This window comes from Spirosoma jeollabukense, assembly GCF_054777855.1.
This window is the reverse complement of sequence record NZ_BAAHAD010000003.1, coordinates 146,865-163,193: the sequence shown is the minus strand read 5'-3', so window position 1 is coordinate 163,193 and position 16,329 is coordinate 146,865. Positions and strand designations below refer to the sequence as shown.

Genomic DNA, 16,329 nt, shown 5'->3' with positions numbered 1-16,329 from the left:
CAAGCTAACGTAAATTGAAAACCTATTTAAATTGAAATGAATAAACTTGTTCCTGTAATCCTAGCATTTTAACGGCGGTGATAGCAGCTTCATCACCTTTGTTGCCGTGTTTACCACCCGCCCGGTCAATCGCCTGTTGCTGATCATTCGGCGTAAGCACACCAAATATGACAGGCTTACCAGTTTTCAGCGATACGTTCGTCAGCCCTTGCGCTACAGCATGATTGATATAATCGTTGTGTTTGGTTTCGCCCTGAATTACACAACCCAGCGCAATAACAGCGTCAATATCAGCACGTTGTGCAAGCCACTGAGAGCCTAAACTCAACTCATAGCTTCCCGGTACGTTACCTCGGATGATGTTTTCTGCTTTCGCTCCATGCTGGAGTAACGTTTGATAAGCTCCTTCGAAGAGGGCTTCGGTAACCTCCGTGTTCCATTCGGATACCAGAATAGCAAATCGCCGATGACTGATATCGGGTAATTCGTCCGTTGAAAAGACGCTAAGGTTTTTTAAATCAGATGCCATTTTCTCGTTTGTCTTGCTGACGAAGGAAGCATCTTCGCGCAGAGCATTGGTAAGTATTGATACTATTGATTGGTGAAGATGCTTCCTTCGTTATCGGGCTGGCGAACCGGCATGACAAAAATCCAACAAAAAAGGACAAAACCGGTTCGGCTTTGTCCTTTGCAGTATTGAAGTATTCCAGTACGCTTACGACTCGCCGACGGTTGCCTCAAGTAGGGATTTATACTTTTTGGCACTAGCAGCTTCGGCGGATTGAGCATACGTAGTAATGATGCTATTATAGGTTTCGATAGCCTTATCATTTTGCTTAGCCTGCTCCTGAGCAATGGCTAGTTTCAGCAAATAACCGGGCGTAAAGAATTTGTTCGGTTTGTAGTCAGCTGCCTTACGGTAGTAGTCAGCCGCTTCGTCGAAGCTCTTTTTCTCCATGTAGGCATCGCCAATAAGCGCATAAGCACGTGCCTGAACCAATAAGTCAGACGAATTGAAACTCTTCAGACGCTCGATGGCGTCGTCATATTTACCTTCTTTCAGCAAACCGATACCAGCATAAAACTCAGCCAGATCACCAGCTGGTGTTGAACCATAATTATCAGCGACCGCTAACAAACCTGGGTTTCGGCCATCACCACTGAGTGCTTTTTTTAATGAGTCGGCTTCAATCTGATACACAGAAGGGAACAGCTCAACCTGAGCGGTTTCGTCCTGTGTACTTACGTAGTACCGATAGCCAAAGAAGCCAATAACCAGCAGCGCGATGCCACCGAGTATACCGAGTACAATGTTTTTGTTCTGCTGGAAGTAATCACCAACATCCTCCAACCTTCCTTCTAATGCGTCCGGGTCTTCTAAAAAGTCCAGGCCGGGATTCTTCTTGCTCATGCTTTTGCAATTTGGATTGCAAAATTAGGAATATTTACCATTACGGAAAAGCGTAATCCTCAAAAGTTTACGAATCAGTTCCTTAATCTACGGCCATATCCCGTACAGCCAACATTTCCGAGGCCCTTACATCCCGAATTTGGTGTGGCAATAACGTTTCCACTGCAACAGCTTCGCCAGTCAATGTGACAAATTCGACTTCGAATGCTTTTCCTTCGTTATAGACGGTTAGGATAGTACCAACGTCGCCTGCTTTTAAGCGACCGTCGGCTACGTCTTCCTGTAACACAACTAAATCAAACTCATTCATGCGTAACGTAAAAAATGCTCCTAAAATAAGTAACGCCCGATTTGACGTCTTGTTTTGTTAAAATTGAGTTAACTTTGCTCCCGCTAATCTTATTAAGGGGTGCCCCAATATAACGGGCTGAGATTATACCCATTGAACCTGGGCGGGTAATGCTGCTAAGGGAAATGTATTCACGAATTAGGTTCGTGAGTAGTTGCCAAAAATCATCTCTAACCAAAGATAGGTCCGGCCCCTAGCCTATCGTCTATTTTTTCGTCATGAAAAAAACGACGACTTATCTTATTTTGCTTATAGCCTTATTTTGGCTATTAAATCTACCCGCGTGGGCTCAATTCACCATTACGGGAACCGTTAATGAGGCTGACGGCGGTACGTTGCCCGGTGCGGCCATTACAATCGACGGCACCTATAAAGGTACCTTCACCGACGCCAATGGGGCCTTTCAACTCACAAACCTGAAGCCGGGCCAATTATCGCTACATGTTTCGCTATTGGGCTTTGAGGCCCAGACACAAACGCTCGACCTGACGCAGAGTACGAACATAACGGTTACGTTACAAAAAGCGGCCATTGCCGTCGATGAGGTTGTTGTGAGTGCCACGCGCGCCAATCAAAAGTCGGCGATTGCCTACACCGACGTGACACGCCGGGAGTTGAACAAACTCAATTTAGGTCAGGACATTCCACAGTTGCTCAACTTTACGCCCTCGATCGTCACAACATCCGATGCGGGCGCGGGCGTGGGATACACAGGTATTCGTATTCGCGGGTCGGATGCAACGCGGGTGAACGTAACGCTCAATGGCATTCCCTATAATGACGCCGAGTCGCAGGGGACGTTTTTTGTAAATATGCCCGATTTTGCGTCTTCAGTCAGTACGGTTCAGATTCAGCGGGGTGTCGGTACGTCGACCAACGGAGCTGGTGCCTTCGGCGCTTCAGTTAATATTCAGACGAATAAGCTGGAAGAAAAACCGTATGCCGAAACAAACGTATCAGCCGGCTCATTTGGAACCCGCAAAGTGAACGTATTAGTCGGTACAGGTCTACTGAACAATCATTTCGTGCTGGACGCGCGACTCTCAAAAATTCATTCCGACGGCTATATTGATCGCGCGTTCTCAGATTTGAAGTCTTTCTATATATCTGGTGGCTACTACACGAAAAAGAGTTTTTTCCGGCTAAACATATTTTCGGGTCAGGAGCAAACGTATCAAGCCTGGAATGGCGTACCGGAAAATTTACTGAAGACCAACCGCACCTATAACTCGTTTACGTATGATAATCAGACAGACAACTACCAACAGGATAATTATCAGCTGATTACATCACATCAACTAACTAAAAACTGGCGTGCTAATGTGTCATTCTTCTATACAAAAGGTAAAGGGTATTATGAGGAATTTAAGCCAGCCGACAGCTTCAGTAAATACGGTTTACCCAATGTCGTCATCGGTGATTCTACGATTACACAAACGGATCTGATTCGTCGATTGTGGCTGGATAATGATTTTTATGGGGGCGTTTTTTCATTCGATTACAACAGTTTTGGCAAGCTGACGGCCAATATTGGTGGCGGTTGGAACCAGTACACAGGCGCACACTATGGGGAAATTATCTGGGCAAGAGTAGCTGGAAACGCCAATATCCGCGATCGGTATTATGAAGACAACGCGACAAAACGTGATTTCAATCTGTATGCAAAAGCGTTCTACCAGTTTACCCAGGGCTTAAATGGTTTTGTTGATGCCCAGATCCGCACAATTGATTATTCGTTTTTGGGATTCAATAGTCAGTTGCAAAATGTTCAGCAGGATGCCAAACTAACCTTTTTCAATCCGAAAGCAGGGCTGACCTACACAATCAACGACCGCAGTACGGTATATGCCTCTGTGGGAGTAGGGCAGCGGGAACCGAATCGCAATGACTACACACAGTCAACGCCCGAAAGTCGTCCCAAAGCCGAGAAGTTAATTGATTATGAAGCAGGCTATAAAATCCAGACGGAGAAACTGGCGTTTACGGCTAATGCTTACTTTATGAATTACCGAAACCAACTGGTGTTGTCGGGACAATTGAACGACGTAGGCGCGGCTAACCGGGTAAACGTACCAAATAGTTACCGGATGGGACTGGAGTTAGAGGCTGGGGCACGGTTAGCCAAACAACTCCGCTGGAATGTAAACGCTACGTTCAGCCAGAACAAAATCCGGAACTTTACCGAATACCTGGACAACTTCGATAACGGTCAACAGGAGAGTCGCCAGTATAGCCAAACGGATATTTCGTTCTCACCCAATATCATTGCCGGATCGCAACTGCTATTCACGCCCACCAAAGGGCTGGAATTGGGTTTACTTTCCAAATACGTTGGTAAGCAGTATCTGGACAACACCTCGAACGAAAGCCGTAAATTAAATTCCTATTTTACCAACGACATTCGGCTAATTTACAGTCTTAAACCCAAATTTGCGCAGGAAATCGCGTTTACGCTACTCTTTAATAATGTACTTAATGAGCTTTACGAATCGAATGGCTATACCTACGCTTATATTTCAGAAGGTAAGGTAGCCGCTGATAATGGGTATTATCCACAAGCCGGACGGAATTTTCTGGCGGGCATTCGGGTAAGATTTTAATTAGCAGACTGTCTGAACCGGGATTTAGCTGATTTGGGAATTTACTGGATTTTGTTAATTGATACACTAGAAACAAAATCCAGTAAATCCCCAAATCAGTTAAATCCCGGTTTAGATTAACTTATCGCCCGCTCCAGGTCCTGAATCAAATCTTCTACGTCCTCAATACCAACGCTAAGTCGGATGAGGGTATCCTTCAGGCCATTTTTCAGGCGCTCTTCTTTCGGGATACTGGCGTGAGTCATACTGGCCGGATGCGTGCACAGCGACTCGACGCCCCCTAATGATTCACCCAGCGAAAACACCTCAAAGCTTTCCATAACGCGAACCGCTTCGGGCATGGAATCGCCTTTCAGCTCGAATGACAACATGCCCCCGAAGCCCCGCATTTGCTTTTTGGCCAGCTCGTGGCCCGGATGCGACTCCAAACCCGGATAATGGACTTTACTCACTTTAGGGTGCTGCTGCAGATACTGAGCAACCTTGATTGCATTTTCGCAGTGACGCTGCATCCTGATATGCAGCGTTTTAATACCACGTAGCACCAGAAAGCAGTCCTGTGGACCAGGTACTGCACCGCAAGCGTTTTGGATAAATGCCAGCCGTTGCGCGGTTTCATCGTCGTTCAGGATAATGGCCCCCATAACGGTGTCAGAGTGACCGCCCAGGTATTTCGTAACCGAATGCATAACAATATCAGCGCCAAGGTCGAGTGGATTTTGCAGATAGGGCGATGCAAATGTATTATCAACTACAAGCTGAATGTTGTGCGGTTTCGTAATGGCGGCAATGGCTTCAATGTCCACCAAACGTAGCAGTGGATTCGTCGGCGTTTCAATCCAGACCATTCTTGTAGCCGGTGTAATCAGCCCTTCAAGATTAGCGGGGTTTGATAAATCGACAAACGTAAATTTTAGACCAAATTCCTGAAACACACGTACCATAATTCGGTACGTACCCCCGTAAAGATCATTACTGGCAATTATTTCATCACCGGGTTTAAATAGTTTCAGAATTGCGTCTGTTGCGCCTAATCCCGACGAATAACAAATACCGTGTTTCCCGTTTTCGAGCGCTGCGAGGTTATTTTGCAGGACTGTGCGCGTTGGATTCTGCGTCCGGGCATATTCGTAGCCCTTATGCTTACCCGGCGATTCCTGTACGTAGGTCGACGTTTGATAAATAGGCGTCATGATTGCGCCCGTTGTAGGGTCCGGCTCAATACCGGCATGGATGGCTTTTGTTCCGAATTTCATGTTCAAAGGTAATGAAGATTATAACGTAGCCCAGACGCTGGCTCGGCTTACCTAAAACCACAGTCACCATTTACCAGTTTGATATACTGTGAAGTTATCTATTCCTAAAACACTTACCGGACCAGCCATTGCTGGTGTCATCTTATCGGTGACGCCCATTGCGTTTACGTCTTTCCTAACTTACTACGCCGTCGTTCATGAGGCTCAAATCGCTAGTCTTACTGGCTGGCAATGGGCGGCTATAACAATCGGATGTGCCATTACGTCGGCGGGGTTAACACCCCCTACAATGCTGGCCCTTATATTTGGTTATTTTTTAGGCTGGCAGGCCGTATTGCCTCTTTTCGTAATCAACTTTGGCGGCATTCTGTTCATTAACCTCATCGTTCACTGGTTTGATCACGATCGATTTTTGAGGTTTCTTCGACAAAATCCAAAAGCACAATCGGTACTGGATCGCATTTTAAGTAACGAGCTGGAAGTTATTTTCTTTGCCAAGCTCTCTCCGATTCTACCGTTTGGCTTAACAAATTTGATGTTCGCACTATCGGGAGCGAAACTTAAAAATATTCTGCTGGGTGGATTTTTAGGAATGACTCCACGAACGTTACTGGCCATATGGTCGGGTCACGAAGCGCGCGAAATCAAGACACTTTTAGAACATCCTAATCAAAGCGCCTGGACTCAAATCGTTATTATCGGTTTGATTATTGTTTCTATAGCAGGACTGTGGCAGGTTATACAACGATCATTAAAGTAGGGTCAATCGTCTCGTTATCCACAACAATTATTTCTGGACCAGTTTTTCAGCCGTCAACTCAATCAGGTGATTATGACCCGTTTTGAAAATAGTAAGTTCATAGTGCCGAAGCTGTTTCGTTAGCGGAGAAATATACGTACCCGGCACAAGCCGGTCGAAGGCGCCAGTGAAGAAACGCACCCGCACAGGATACGTATTCAGCAATTTACTAATCGTCTTTAGGTCGGGATGAATTAATCGAAACTGCGTCCAGCTTTGGTAAACCAGGTCGCGCTGTTCAGATGTACCGAGCGACATTTCGGCAAATCGCATAACGGTTCGATTCAGTAAGCTGAGTTGTGTCAGGGTGTGCCCGATAGTGGTAAGCATGGGTAAATGACGTAGCAAATATCGAAATAGCCGGCGTCCGACACCCGAATTTGTTGCTAACCTATACCAACCATTACGGGTGATGCCATCTGGCGCAATTAAAATAAGTTGATCCAATCTGTCGGCAAAGGCTTCGACAGTTGCCAACGCGAACCGCCCCCCCAAACTAAATCCCACCAGCGAAAAATGATGGATGTCGTGAGCTTGTAAAAAAGCGCCTATTAACCTTTGCCAGTCTGTTTTGGTTAGAAGATTACAACTGACGTACTGGCTATTTCCGTGAAAAAATAAATCGATGGCAAAGACAGTGAACTGACTGCCAGCCAATGAATTGAATGGTTTATAGGCCAGGCTACTCTGTCCAAATCCATGAAAGGCCAGCAGCATTGACGCGCCGGTGCCCTGTTTTCGGTAGGCCAAGCGATTCCCTTCAAACAGAAAATTATACGTAGTGGCCCCAGTCATATCAGCAAAATTGCAAAAAACTTACTACCTATGCTCACCTTCCCGAACCTGGTTGCTTTTTCGGGCCATACCGGGCAATCGCTTGGCGAAACAGACTACGTAACAATTACGCAGGAGATGGTCAATCTGTTCGCCGAAGCCACCGGCGATCATCAATGGATTCATACCGATCCTGAACGAGCCGCCCGCGAATCGCCCTACCAAACAACTATCGCTCATGGTTTCCTAACACTTGCGCTGGCACCGAAACTGATGGCCAAACTTTACCGCATTGAGGCAGTCAAAATGGGTATAAATTACGGAGCCAACAAAATCCGATTCACGAGTGCCGTTCCAGTTGGCAGTCAACTGCGTATGCAAGCACACCTGAAACAGATCGAACAGCACAATGAAACAACTGCGAAGGTTTTTATCGAATGTATATTTGCCATCGAAGGCGAATCAAAACCCGCTTGCGTGGCAGAACTTATTACTTTATTAGTTGAATAAGCCTCAATGATCTCTATAGTATGCATGCATACTATTTTCCTGTTTATTCTTATATTTACCCCATTCTCAACAAACGACTTTATCAACCAAAACAACGCAATTCAGATGGCATCAGCGGCATTGGAGTTACAGGGTTTAAATTTTAATTTATCGGAGGAGCACCTGGCCGTGCAGGAAGCCGCCCGCGATTTTGCTCAGAATGAACTGTTGCCGGGCATTGTCGAACGCGATAACGAAGCCCGGTTTCCGACCGAGCAAATCAAGCGGATGGGCGAGCTGGGCTTTTTAGGTATGATGGTTTCACCGGAGTACGGTGGTGGCGGCATGGATGCTGTCTCCTACGTATTGGCGATGGAAGAAATATCAAAAATTGATGCCTCAGCGTCGGTCGTTATGTCGGTTAACAATTCACTGGTGTGTTATGGGTTAGAAGCCTACGGTACCGAAGAGCAGAAAAAGAAATACTTAACCCGCCTGGCCACTGGCGAGATTATCGGCGCTTTCTGCCTATCGGAACCGGAAGCGGGTTCTGATGCTACGTCACAAAGTACGACCGCAGACGATAAAGGTGATTATTATTTAGTGAATGGCACTAAAAACTGGATTACTAACGGGAATACGTCAAGTGTTTGTCTGGTTATTGCCCAGACTGACCGCGAAAAAAAACATCGCGGTATTAATTGCCTGATTATTGAGAAAGGAACACCCGGTTTTGTCGTAGGCAAGAAAGAAGACAAAATGGGCATTCGGGCATCTGATACGCATTCGCTACTCTTCACTGACGTAAAGGTTCCTAAAGAAAACCGCATTGGCGACGATGGTTTCGGCTTCAAATTTGCCATGTCGACACTCAATGGCGGCCGGATTGGCATTGCTGCTCAGGCACTGGGCATTGCAGCCGGAGCGTATGAACTAGCGCTAAAGTATAGCCAGGAACGTAAAGCCTTCGGCAAGCAACTATTTGATCATCAAGCCATTCAGTTCAAACTCGCAGAAATGGCCACAAAAATAGAAGCTGCGCGGCTCTTGGTTTATAAGGCCGCACGCTTGAAAGACGAGCATAAAGATTACGTACAGGCGGCTGCAATGGCCAAATTATTTGCCTCTGATGTAGCCATGTGGGCCACTACTGAGGCCGTACAGATTCATGGCGGTTATGGCTACGTAAAAGAATTTCACGTAGAACGCCTAATGCGTGATGCCAAAATCACTCAGATTTATGAGGGTACTTCCGAAATACAAAAATTAGTAATAGCCCGGGAACTGGTTCGCTAGGCGTTTTCTTGGTAAAATCGAATTTTCTTAAACTGATAGTACGTGTTCTTGCTGAATACGTACTATTTTTTTTATTTTTTGGAAACTTTTATAGTTGTATTAGTTTTGTACAAATTATTAGTTTTGTGCAACTTTAAGCGCCGAACTAAAAAAATAGAGATATCCCCTTTCTGCTATGGAAGATTACAATAAAATAATCGAATCGTTGGGTGTTAAGTTTATTAAGGCCCGTAATATTCGGATTTTACAACCGATCACCATCAAAAATTTCTACGATGTTGAAAACACGCTGTTGATATTGTTCAATGGCGACGTTTCAATTGGCGATGAGAAAATAAAAGTGGATGTTGGTGACATGCTATTCATACCTGGTGGCAAGCACGTTACAGTCACGTATGGTGATCCATCAAACCCCAAGACCGTCTCGAATGAAGAATTCATGACGCATCGGGAATCGTACTGGGAAGGCAACCATGACCCAAAACTTATTGGTCATCTGCCTAATTCCTTTGGATACGTATCCTTCGAAGCCAAAGTTTTCGACTCGGTTAACTTTTTCAATTCGCTGGATGTGCCTCCGTTTATTATCAAGCGGGAAGAACATTTAGCGACAACCATTGATCAGATTCTGGCCGAAGAAATGACCGATCTGGCTGGGAAAGGCCGTATTATCAAAATAAAGACGGAGGAAATTGTTATTGAAGTTGTTCGGTACATTCTAAAAAATCACCTGTTTGTTGAGCAGTTGGTGACGAACAGTACCTACTTTAAAGACCCACGTCTGATCGACATTTTTGCCTACATCAAAGAAAATCTCGGCGGAGACCTGTCCAACAAAGTCCTGGCAAACGTAGCAAACGTTTCAGAAGATTACGTTGGACAATATTTCAAGATGCTGACGGGCATCAACCCGCAGGATTATATTGAATACCAACGTATGGAAGCCGCCGTGGGATTACTACGCACGAGCAAAAAGAGCATTCGCGCGATCGGTGCCGAAGTAGGTTACAAAGACACGGCTTATTTCTGCCGCCGATTCAAGATGATGTTCGGTATTCCAGCCGGGAAAATGCGCCGTCGGGAGTCACTGATGAATGTATAAAACAAAGTTAAAAAGCTGATAGTCTTTAGTCAATGGTAACTACTTGCCGCTCAAAGGCCTGTTATACTATTGACTGACGACTATCAGCTTTTTTGACTCTTATCGCATGTTTACTTCTATGGGCAGCGTGTAGAATACCGCTACAGGATTACCTCCTACCTCACCCGGACGCCAGCGGGGCATCTTTTCGATGGCTGCAATCACAGCGGTCATAAAACCCTGCATTCTCTTTAGTGTTTTTTTGTCGAGCGGTTTCGTCGTTACCCGAATATCATGCACATAGCCCAGGTCGTCAATAATGAATTTGGCTGCGATTGGTCCAGTATCATAATTTTTTCGTACTAGCGCGTTAGGAACCTGTATATTCTCAGCCAGAAATAGACTCAGCGCAGCTTTTCCTCCTGGATACTCTGGCTGACGCTCGGCAACGGTATAAATTTTTCCTTTAACCGACTGCGCCATTACCTCAGTACGTCCGATGAATAAGAGCATATGGGCTACAACCGTCAGATATAGCAAAGGGGAAGCAAAATGTTTCATGAATTAAGCTTGTACTACTGATTGATTGAACTCTCGCACTACAGCTGACAATTGCGGCAATAAGTCCGGGTCCTGCTCGATACCATTCCCAACCACAATCATATCAGCGCCTGCTTTCAAGGCTTCATATGCTTTCTCACCAGAATTAATTCCTCCGCCCACAACAATGGGTAAATCAACAGATTTGCGAACAGCGGCAATCATTTCGGGCGATACAGGGCGACGTGCACCACTGCCAGCATCCAGGTATATTAATTGCAGGCCAAGCATTTCACCCGCCATAGCGGTACAGGCCGCCACACCAGGCTTATCATAAGGTAATGGCATCGTACCACTAATGTATGAAACGGTCGTTTGCGTACCGCTATCTACCACCATATACCCCGTTGGCAGAATTTCCAGCCCGCTTTTTTTGAGTAGTGGAGCCGCAATAACGTGTTGCCCGATTAAAAATTCTGGATTTCGGCCTGAAATGAGCGAAAGGAGTAAAATAGCATCGGCCGATGCCTCAATGTGAAGCGGGTTACCAGGAAACAAAATAATCGGCGTGTGACTATGGCGCCGAATTATAGAAATGACTTCCTTATGAACATAATCGGTTAACAGACTACCACCAACCAGGAAAAAGTCGACTGGGTTTGTGACCGTTTGAGCAAGCAAAGCAGAAAGTGCGTTCTGCTCAATCTTATCGGGATCGAGCAGAACAGCAAAGGCCTTTTGACCAGATAACCTGTACTTACGGAGTGTAGTCAACAGGCTCTGTGGGAGCTTGTTTGTGGTATTCAGTTGGTTCGGCAGTTGGATTGATGGCATTATTAGTACGTATGCGGGCTAAAAATCCGGTTAGCTGCTCACGAGCGATGTTCGTTAGAACAGAGGTGACTATACCTCCAATCAGGCCACTCGTGGCTGCCGACTTTTGAATTTTATTTGCCTTCTGCTTAGCAACTTTTTGATTTGACGGCTCGCCTGAAAATTCGTCATCCTCGTCTTCATCATAGTCATACTCCTCATCGTCCGGCTCACCATATTTTTCGGCGTACCGATACTCATCGGATTTAGGCAGAATGGCATTTACAACCAAATATACGGCTAAAGCGGCACCTGCAACAAACGCCGTCGTTTTGCCAACTTCTGTAGCGTCGCCTTTTATAGACTCAACGCCATTGGTAATTGAAGTTTTAAATCGCTCTGTAGCAGCCATTAATTCCGCCCGACGAGCCGTCGTATCAGCGAATAGCACTTTAGGGTCTTCCATTTTCTTTTTTCCGATTTCGTATAAATAAGTGGCGTATGCAGTAATTTACTAGTCTGTTTATCAGCTCATTTGAAAAACCATCCGTCGATTGTGTTAGACGCTACGTTCGGTATCGCTCATAGATGACCGCGTTTTCGCCATTAGCTCCTGAACAGCATCCACCTTTTCTTCAATCTTTTTCTCCTGGCTCTTTTTTATCGCACTGTAAGCAGCTACCCGAATTTTCGATTTAAAGAAATCTTTTGCAGCTACCCATATCAAGCTTAAAATCAGAAAAAAGCCAGCCACAATCAAAAAACCCAGATACCGACTACTTGTCAGTTCATTTATATAGGCAGCTAGTAGAATAAATAAAAAGATAGTTGTCATAGTCGCTAATAGAGCCAGCACAATACTATGAACACCTACGACAACTCCTTCTTCAATTTTCCCTCTGCTTTCCAGCGTAAACAACTCGATACGGGCTTCCAGATAACGAAATATATTTTCCCGGATTTCTTCCAAGCGTTCTAGCATAATCGTAGATAATTTAATTTCACTCTGCCGTATTTACAAAAAAGCGCTCAATTTGTTTGAAAACAGGTTAAAATAAAACGGCTTCGGTACATAATTATGTACCGAAGCCGTTTTACAAAACTATTTAATACTCAGGCTTCTCTAAGATCAGTGCCAGTTATGGCCACACAAACAAACACTAAACCATTTGAAGAATGGTTAGCTATTTATCCATTGGGTATAACACAACCCTTTAGCCCGCCCCTCCTTTTATATTATCGCGATTGGCGCAGTTTAGCCTCGATAGTCTGTTGTGTGTGTGGCACAGCCCGGAGCCGTTCTTTTGGAATCAATTTACCCGTATCCTTACATACGCCATAGGTTCCGTTTTTGATCCGTACCATAGCCCCATCCAATTGCTGGATAAACTTTTGCAATCGAGCAGCCAATTGGCTTAAGTTTTCGCGCTCGCTAGTATCAGCCCCATCTTCAAGCAGTTTGGAGTTGCCCGACGTATTATCCGTGCCACTATCATTTCGCTTGCTCAGTGTTTCTTTTATGTAATTTAGCTCACTACGGGTCCCGTCGAGTTTCTTACTAATCAGTTCCTCGAACTCCTTCAAATCTTCTTCCGAATAGCGCTTTTTTTCTTCCTGAACCATATCAAGTACTTACGTTAGATGCGGTACCTTATTTTGGCCACAAAATTAAGGGTTTGTCATCAGGAATTCAATCAATTAGCTAAGTATAAACACTTTTTTTGAAAATTTACCAAATTGCGATTATGTAATTACCCAAATGAATCTTCTGCGTATCCTATTCTCTGCTAAAAACTCTTTGGATTTTTAAATAATATAAGAATGATTCTACTGAGAATTTAATATTATATTAATCATAGAAAAAATATACTTTTCATAGTATTATCTATGATTTGCTAAGTTTGTGGGACACTTCAGCAGCAATTTTGTTCTAAAAACAGAAGTTATAGTAAAGTCATGGGATATATTGAACCAGCTCCAATAAAAGATAAAGAGAATCCACTTGAGTCAATGATGTCGCGCTTTGATGCTGCGGCTAAGTTAGTGGGCATTTCAGACGAAATGTATGACATATTAAAAGTACCAGCCCGGCAGGTAATCGTTGGGCTACCCGTCACGATGGACAACGGGGCTATAAAGGTTTTTGAAGGGTATCGCGTTATTCATTCTAATATTCTTGGGCCTGCCAAAGGGGGAATTCGGCTAGATCCAGCCGTGCACTTAGACGAAGTTCGGGCTTTGGCTGCCTGGATGACCTGGAAATGTGCCGTTGTGGATATTCCCTACGGGGGCGCTAAAGGTGGCATTGCGTGCAACCCACGGGCTATGTCGGCGGGTGAGATTGAGCGGCTTATCCGACAATACACGGTGGCCATGCTCGACGTGATCGGTCCCGACAAAGATATTCCAGCCCCCGACATGGGCACTGGTCCGCGCGAAATGGCCTGGATTGTGGATGAATACTCTAAAGCGAAAGGAATGACCGTTAACAACGTAGTGACGGGAAAACCGCTTGTACTGGGTGGTTCGCTGGGCCGTACTGAAGCTACCGGACGAGGGGTTACGGTGGCAGCTCTGGCAGCAATGGATAAACTGCGCATGAATCCTTATCGCACTACAGCGGCTATTCAGGGGTTTGGCAATGTTGGTTCGTTTGCAGCCGAACTCCTTCACGAACGGGGCGTTACAGTAGTAGCGGTCAGTGATATTTCTGGCGGCTATTACAACAAAAGCGGAATCGACATTACAGCAGCTGTAGCCTATCGCAATGCCAACAAAGGGACGCTGGAAGGCTTTGCTGGAGCCGAGAAAATTTCGAATGAAGAACTACTCTCGCTGGCCGTAGACGTATTGGTACCGGCTGCCAAAGAAGACGTTATTACGGAAGATAATGCGGCATCCATCCAAGCGAAAATGATTGTGGAAGGCGCTAATGGTCCTACGTCAGCCAGTGCCGATGAAATTATTAATAGCAAGGGCATATTAGTTGTGCCTGATATCCTGGCAAATGCCGGTGGTGTTACGGTTTCCTACTTCGAGTGGGTGCAGAACCGGATTGGCTACAAATGGACACTCGACCGCGTTAATCGCCGGGCCGACCGGGTAATGAAAGATGCGTTTGACCGCGTCTTTGAAACCTCGCAACGCTATCAAGTACCATTACGTTTAGCCGCTTATATAGTGGCGATTGACAAAGTAGCCAGCACCTATAAATACCGGGGTGGATACTAAACAGAATGTATGATGTGTGATATAGGATGTCTAATTTTGTGAATTGAAGAATCCTTTCAATACGTCATACATCCTATATCATATATTATTTCATGCGCCTACACCGCGAAGGTAAAACCATTATGATTACCACAGCGCTAGTTCTGCTAGTACTGGACTTGCTTGCCGCTGTCTTTCTGTTTTCAGACAATCCAACCGCCATTACACTACTCGTGATCGTAAGTCTGGTACTGTTGGTGCTTGTAGTGCAGTTCTTCCGTATTCCGAATCGGCTGCTAACCACGGGTGAATCCCAAGTGATTGCTCCTGCCGATGGAAAGGTTGTTGTAATCGAGGAAACCATTGAGAGTGAATATTTTAAAGATCGCCGACGGCAGGTTTCGATTTTCATGTCGCCCCTGAACGTTCACGTTAATCGGAATCCTATCACGGGGATTGTGCGTTATTTTAAGTACTTTCCTGGCAAGTATTTGGTTGCCTGGCATCCAAAATCGAGCACGGAAAACGAGCGTACCACGGTCGTTATTCAAGCAGCAAGTGGTACCGAAATATTGCTACGTCAGATTGCAGGCGCCGTGGCCCGACGCATTATTTGGTACGTAAAAGAAGGACAGCCCGTTCAGCAGGGAGAGGAGTTTGGCTTTATAAAATTCGGGTCGCGTGTGGATGTGTTTTTGCCGCTGGACGCCCAGATCAATGTCAAGATTGGTGACGTTACAAAAGGAGGAGTCACGGTGATTGCTGAACTAAAATGACACTGAATTAAGCTTTCACAAGGTAATACTCAGCAATTGGCCTCGTTCCGTTTCGGTTACGACCAGGCCTAACTCACCTGTTGGGTCGAAGGCGCAATTCGAGGGATTCTGTCCGGGCAGATGAATGTCGCGGACAAACTGGCCTTCATCCGAAAATACCCTGATAAGGCCAGCCCCGAACACGGCTACGTAGAGCTGTCCATCGGGGCCAACTGCCATGCCATCGGGGCCGGGAATGTCGGCATCAAGGGGCACATCAATGACGTTTGCCCAAACGCGGATAGTCTCCCAACTTACTCCTTCCTTGTCCCAGTAGCCGCTCCAGATACGTTGTTTATGCGTTTCAGCAATTAGCAATGTTTGCTTATCTGGAAAGAAGGCCAGTCCGTTTGGGTAAAACAAGCCATCTGCAATAATCTGCACAGAACCAGTTGGTGAATAAACCGCTACGTAGCCCGACTTACCGTCATTATAAGGACCAGGGCAAGAAATAAGTAAGTTATGGGCGTCATCGAAGAGCAGGTCATTAGGCATATTGAGTGGCTGACCGCCAACTTCGCTGACAACGGTCTCAATTTCACTGGTTTTTATATTTATCCGCCGGATTGAATTCTGCCCCGAATCGCAGAACCAAAGGTGACCAAGATGGCAGGTCAATCCATTTGGCCGTCCGCCTGTATGAATTCGTTTTGTATGCCCGTTAGTAGTTCGACAAAATAGCCCCTCCCCTTCTTGCTCTACGCACCAAAGATTGCCCTCTCCATCAAATTCTGGACCTTCAGGAAATCGTAAGTCTGTTGCCAGTATACGTATATCGTCCATAACGAGGTAAAATTGAATAGCATTATTTGACTAAATAATCTTTCTTTAAAGCTGTTTAAACAGGCTAACGAAAGCAGTCAACCTCTTAATACTGTATTAAGAAAAGGCACTGA

The 16,329-nt window shown here is 45.5% G+C and carries 18 protein-coding genes; 7 read left to right on the top strand and 11 right to left on the bottom strand.

Annotation, left to right across the window (positions count from 1 at the left end; genetic code table 11):
• Nucleotides 1-22 precede the first annotated feature (22 nt).
• The 3 genes from ribH to ACYVEA_RS14730 form a co-directional block, all read right to left on the bottom strand.
• Nucleotides 23-529, bottom strand: coding sequence for a 6,7-dimethyl-8-ribityllumazine synthase (gene ribH, locus ACYVEA_RS14740; RefSeq protein WP_461114210.1), 507 nt, complete (start codon nucleotides 527-529; stop codon nucleotides 23-25).
• A gap of 186 nt (nucleotides 530-715) precedes the next feature.
• The gene (locus tag ACYVEA_RS14735) at nucleotides 716-1,411 is read right to left on the bottom strand and encodes a tetratricopeptide repeat protein (RefSeq protein WP_461114209.1); all 696 of its coding nucleotides are present in this window, start codon (nucleotides 1,409-1,411) and stop codon (nucleotides 716-718) included.
• An 82-nt stretch (nucleotides 1,412-1,493) separates the two neighbouring features.
• Nucleotides 1,494-1,721: a DUF4926 domain-containing protein gene (locus ACYVEA_RS14730; RefSeq protein WP_461114208.1), complete on the bottom strand. Its 228-nt coding sequence runs from the start codon at nucleotides 1,719-1,721 to the stop codon at nucleotides 1,494-1,496.
• Nucleotides 1,722-1,978: 257 nt separating this feature from the next.
• On the opposite strand from ACYVEA_RS14730, the gene ACYVEA_RS14725 reads away from it, so the two are divergent.
• Nucleotides 1,979-4,360 carry a TonB-dependent receptor gene (locus ACYVEA_RS14725; RefSeq protein WP_461114207.1) on the top strand — a complete coding sequence of 794 codons (2,382 nt, stop codon included), beginning with the start codon at nucleotides 1,979-1,981 and terminating at the stop codon, nucleotides 4,358-4,360.
• A gap of 116 nt (nucleotides 4,361-4,476) precedes the next feature.
• Here the strand turns inward: ACYVEA_RS14725 and ACYVEA_RS14720 are convergent, their stop codons facing one another.
• The gene (locus ACYVEA_RS14720; protein ID WP_461114206.1) at nucleotides 4,477-5,616 is read right to left on the bottom strand and encodes a cystathionine gamma-synthase; all 1,140 of its coding nucleotides are present in this window, start codon (nucleotides 5,614-5,616) and stop codon (nucleotides 4,477-4,479) included.
• 88 nt (nucleotides 5,617-5,704) lie between these two features.
• Here ACYVEA_RS14720 and ACYVEA_RS14715 point away from each other — a divergent pair, with 88 nt between their 5' ends.
• On the top strand, nucleotides 5,705-6,376 hold the full coding sequence (locus ACYVEA_RS14715) for a TVP38/TMEM64 family protein (RefSeq protein ID WP_461114205.1): 672 nt from the start codon (nucleotides 5,705-5,707) through the stop codon (nucleotides 6,374-6,376).
• Nucleotides 6,377-6,403: 27 nt separating this feature from the next.
• Here the strand turns inward: ACYVEA_RS14715 and ACYVEA_RS14710 are convergent, their stop codons facing one another.
• Entirely contained in the window at nucleotides 6,404-7,210 is an 807-nt protein-coding gene (locus ACYVEA_RS14710) for an alpha/beta fold hydrolase (protein ID WP_461114204.1), read from the bottom strand.
• Nucleotides 7,211-7,240: 30 nt separating this feature from the next.
• Here ACYVEA_RS14710 and ACYVEA_RS14705 point away from each other — a divergent pair, with 30 nt between their 5' ends.
• From ACYVEA_RS14705 to ACYVEA_RS14695, 3 genes are all read left to right on the top strand, one after another.
• Entirely contained in the window at nucleotides 7,241-7,699 is a 459-nt protein-coding gene (locus ACYVEA_RS14705; protein ID WP_461114203.1) for a MaoC family dehydratase, read from the top strand.
• Nucleotides 7,700-7,804: 105 nt separating this feature from the next.
• Entirely contained in the window at nucleotides 7,805-8,974 is a 1,170-nt protein-coding gene (locus ACYVEA_RS14700) for an acyl-CoA dehydrogenase (protein ID WP_461114202.1), read from the top strand.
• Nucleotides 8,975-9,149: 175 nt separating this feature from the next.
• On the top strand, nucleotides 9,150-10,076 hold the full coding sequence (locus tag ACYVEA_RS14695) for an AraC family transcriptional regulator (protein ID WP_093829969.1): 927 nt from the start codon (nucleotides 9,150-9,152) through the stop codon (nucleotides 10,074-10,076).
• A gap of 99 nt (nucleotides 10,077-10,175) precedes the next feature.
• On the opposite strand, the gene ACYVEA_RS14690 is transcribed toward ACYVEA_RS14695, so the two are convergent.
• The 5 genes from ACYVEA_RS14690 to ACYVEA_RS14670 all read right to left on the bottom strand — a co-directional run bounded on the left by ACYVEA_RS14690 (nucleotide 10,176) and on the right by ACYVEA_RS14670 (nucleotide 13,031).
• The gene (locus tag ACYVEA_RS14690; RefSeq protein WP_461114201.1) at nucleotides 10,176-10,616 is read right to left on the bottom strand and encodes an energy transducer TonB; all 441 of its coding nucleotides are present in this window, start codon (nucleotides 10,614-10,616) and stop codon (nucleotides 10,176-10,178) included.
• 3 nt (nucleotides 10,617-10,619) lie between these two features.
• Nucleotides 10,620-11,429, bottom strand: coding sequence for a phosphoglycerol geranylgeranyltransferase (locus tag ACYVEA_RS14685; RefSeq protein WP_461114200.1), 810 nt, complete (start codon nucleotides 11,427-11,429; stop codon nucleotides 10,620-10,622).
• The gene (locus ACYVEA_RS14680) at nucleotides 11,353-11,874 is read right to left on the bottom strand and encodes a hypothetical protein (protein WP_461114199.1); all 522 of its coding nucleotides are present in this window, start codon (nucleotides 11,872-11,874) and stop codon (nucleotides 11,353-11,355) included. Before ACYVEA_RS14680 ends, ACYVEA_RS14685 begins: the two co-directional genes overlap by 77 nt.
• 93 nt (nucleotides 11,875-11,967) lie before the next feature.
• The gene (locus tag ACYVEA_RS14675) at nucleotides 11,968-12,390 is read right to left on the bottom strand and encodes a phage holin family protein (RefSeq protein WP_461114198.1); all 423 of its coding nucleotides are present in this window, start codon (nucleotides 12,388-12,390) and stop codon (nucleotides 11,968-11,970) included.
• A gap of 254 nt (nucleotides 12,391-12,644) precedes the next feature.
• Nucleotides 12,645-13,031, bottom strand: a complete 387-nt coding sequence (locus ACYVEA_RS14670; RefSeq protein WP_093829961.1) for a TraR/DksA family transcriptional regulator — start codon at nucleotides 13,029-13,031, stop codon at nucleotides 12,645-12,647.
• Between the two features lie 333 nt (nucleotides 13,032-13,364).
• On the opposite strand from ACYVEA_RS14670, the gene ACYVEA_RS14665 reads away from it, so the two are divergent.
• Together ACYVEA_RS14665 and ACYVEA_RS14660 are read left to right on the top strand one after the other, a co-directional pair.
• Complete coding sequence (locus ACYVEA_RS14665; RefSeq protein ID WP_461114197.1) at nucleotides 13,365-14,639, top strand: Glu/Leu/Phe/Val family dehydrogenase; 1,275 nt, start codon at nucleotides 13,365-13,367, stop codon at nucleotides 14,637-14,639.
• Nucleotides 14,640-14,731: 92 nt separating this feature from the next.
• On the top strand, nucleotides 14,732-15,394 hold the full coding sequence (locus tag ACYVEA_RS14660) for a phosphatidylserine decarboxylase family protein (RefSeq protein WP_461114196.1): 663 nt from the start codon (nucleotides 14,732-14,734) through the stop codon (nucleotides 15,392-15,394).
• A gap of 15 nt (nucleotides 15,395-15,409) precedes the next feature.
• Here the strand turns inward: ACYVEA_RS14660 and ACYVEA_RS14655 are convergent, their stop codons facing one another.
• On the bottom strand, nucleotides 15,410-16,216 hold the full coding sequence (locus tag ACYVEA_RS14655) for an SMP-30/gluconolactonase/LRE family protein (protein WP_461114195.1): 807 nt from the start codon (nucleotides 16,214-16,216) through the stop codon (nucleotides 15,410-15,412).
• Nucleotides 16,217-16,329 lie beyond the last annotated feature (113 nt).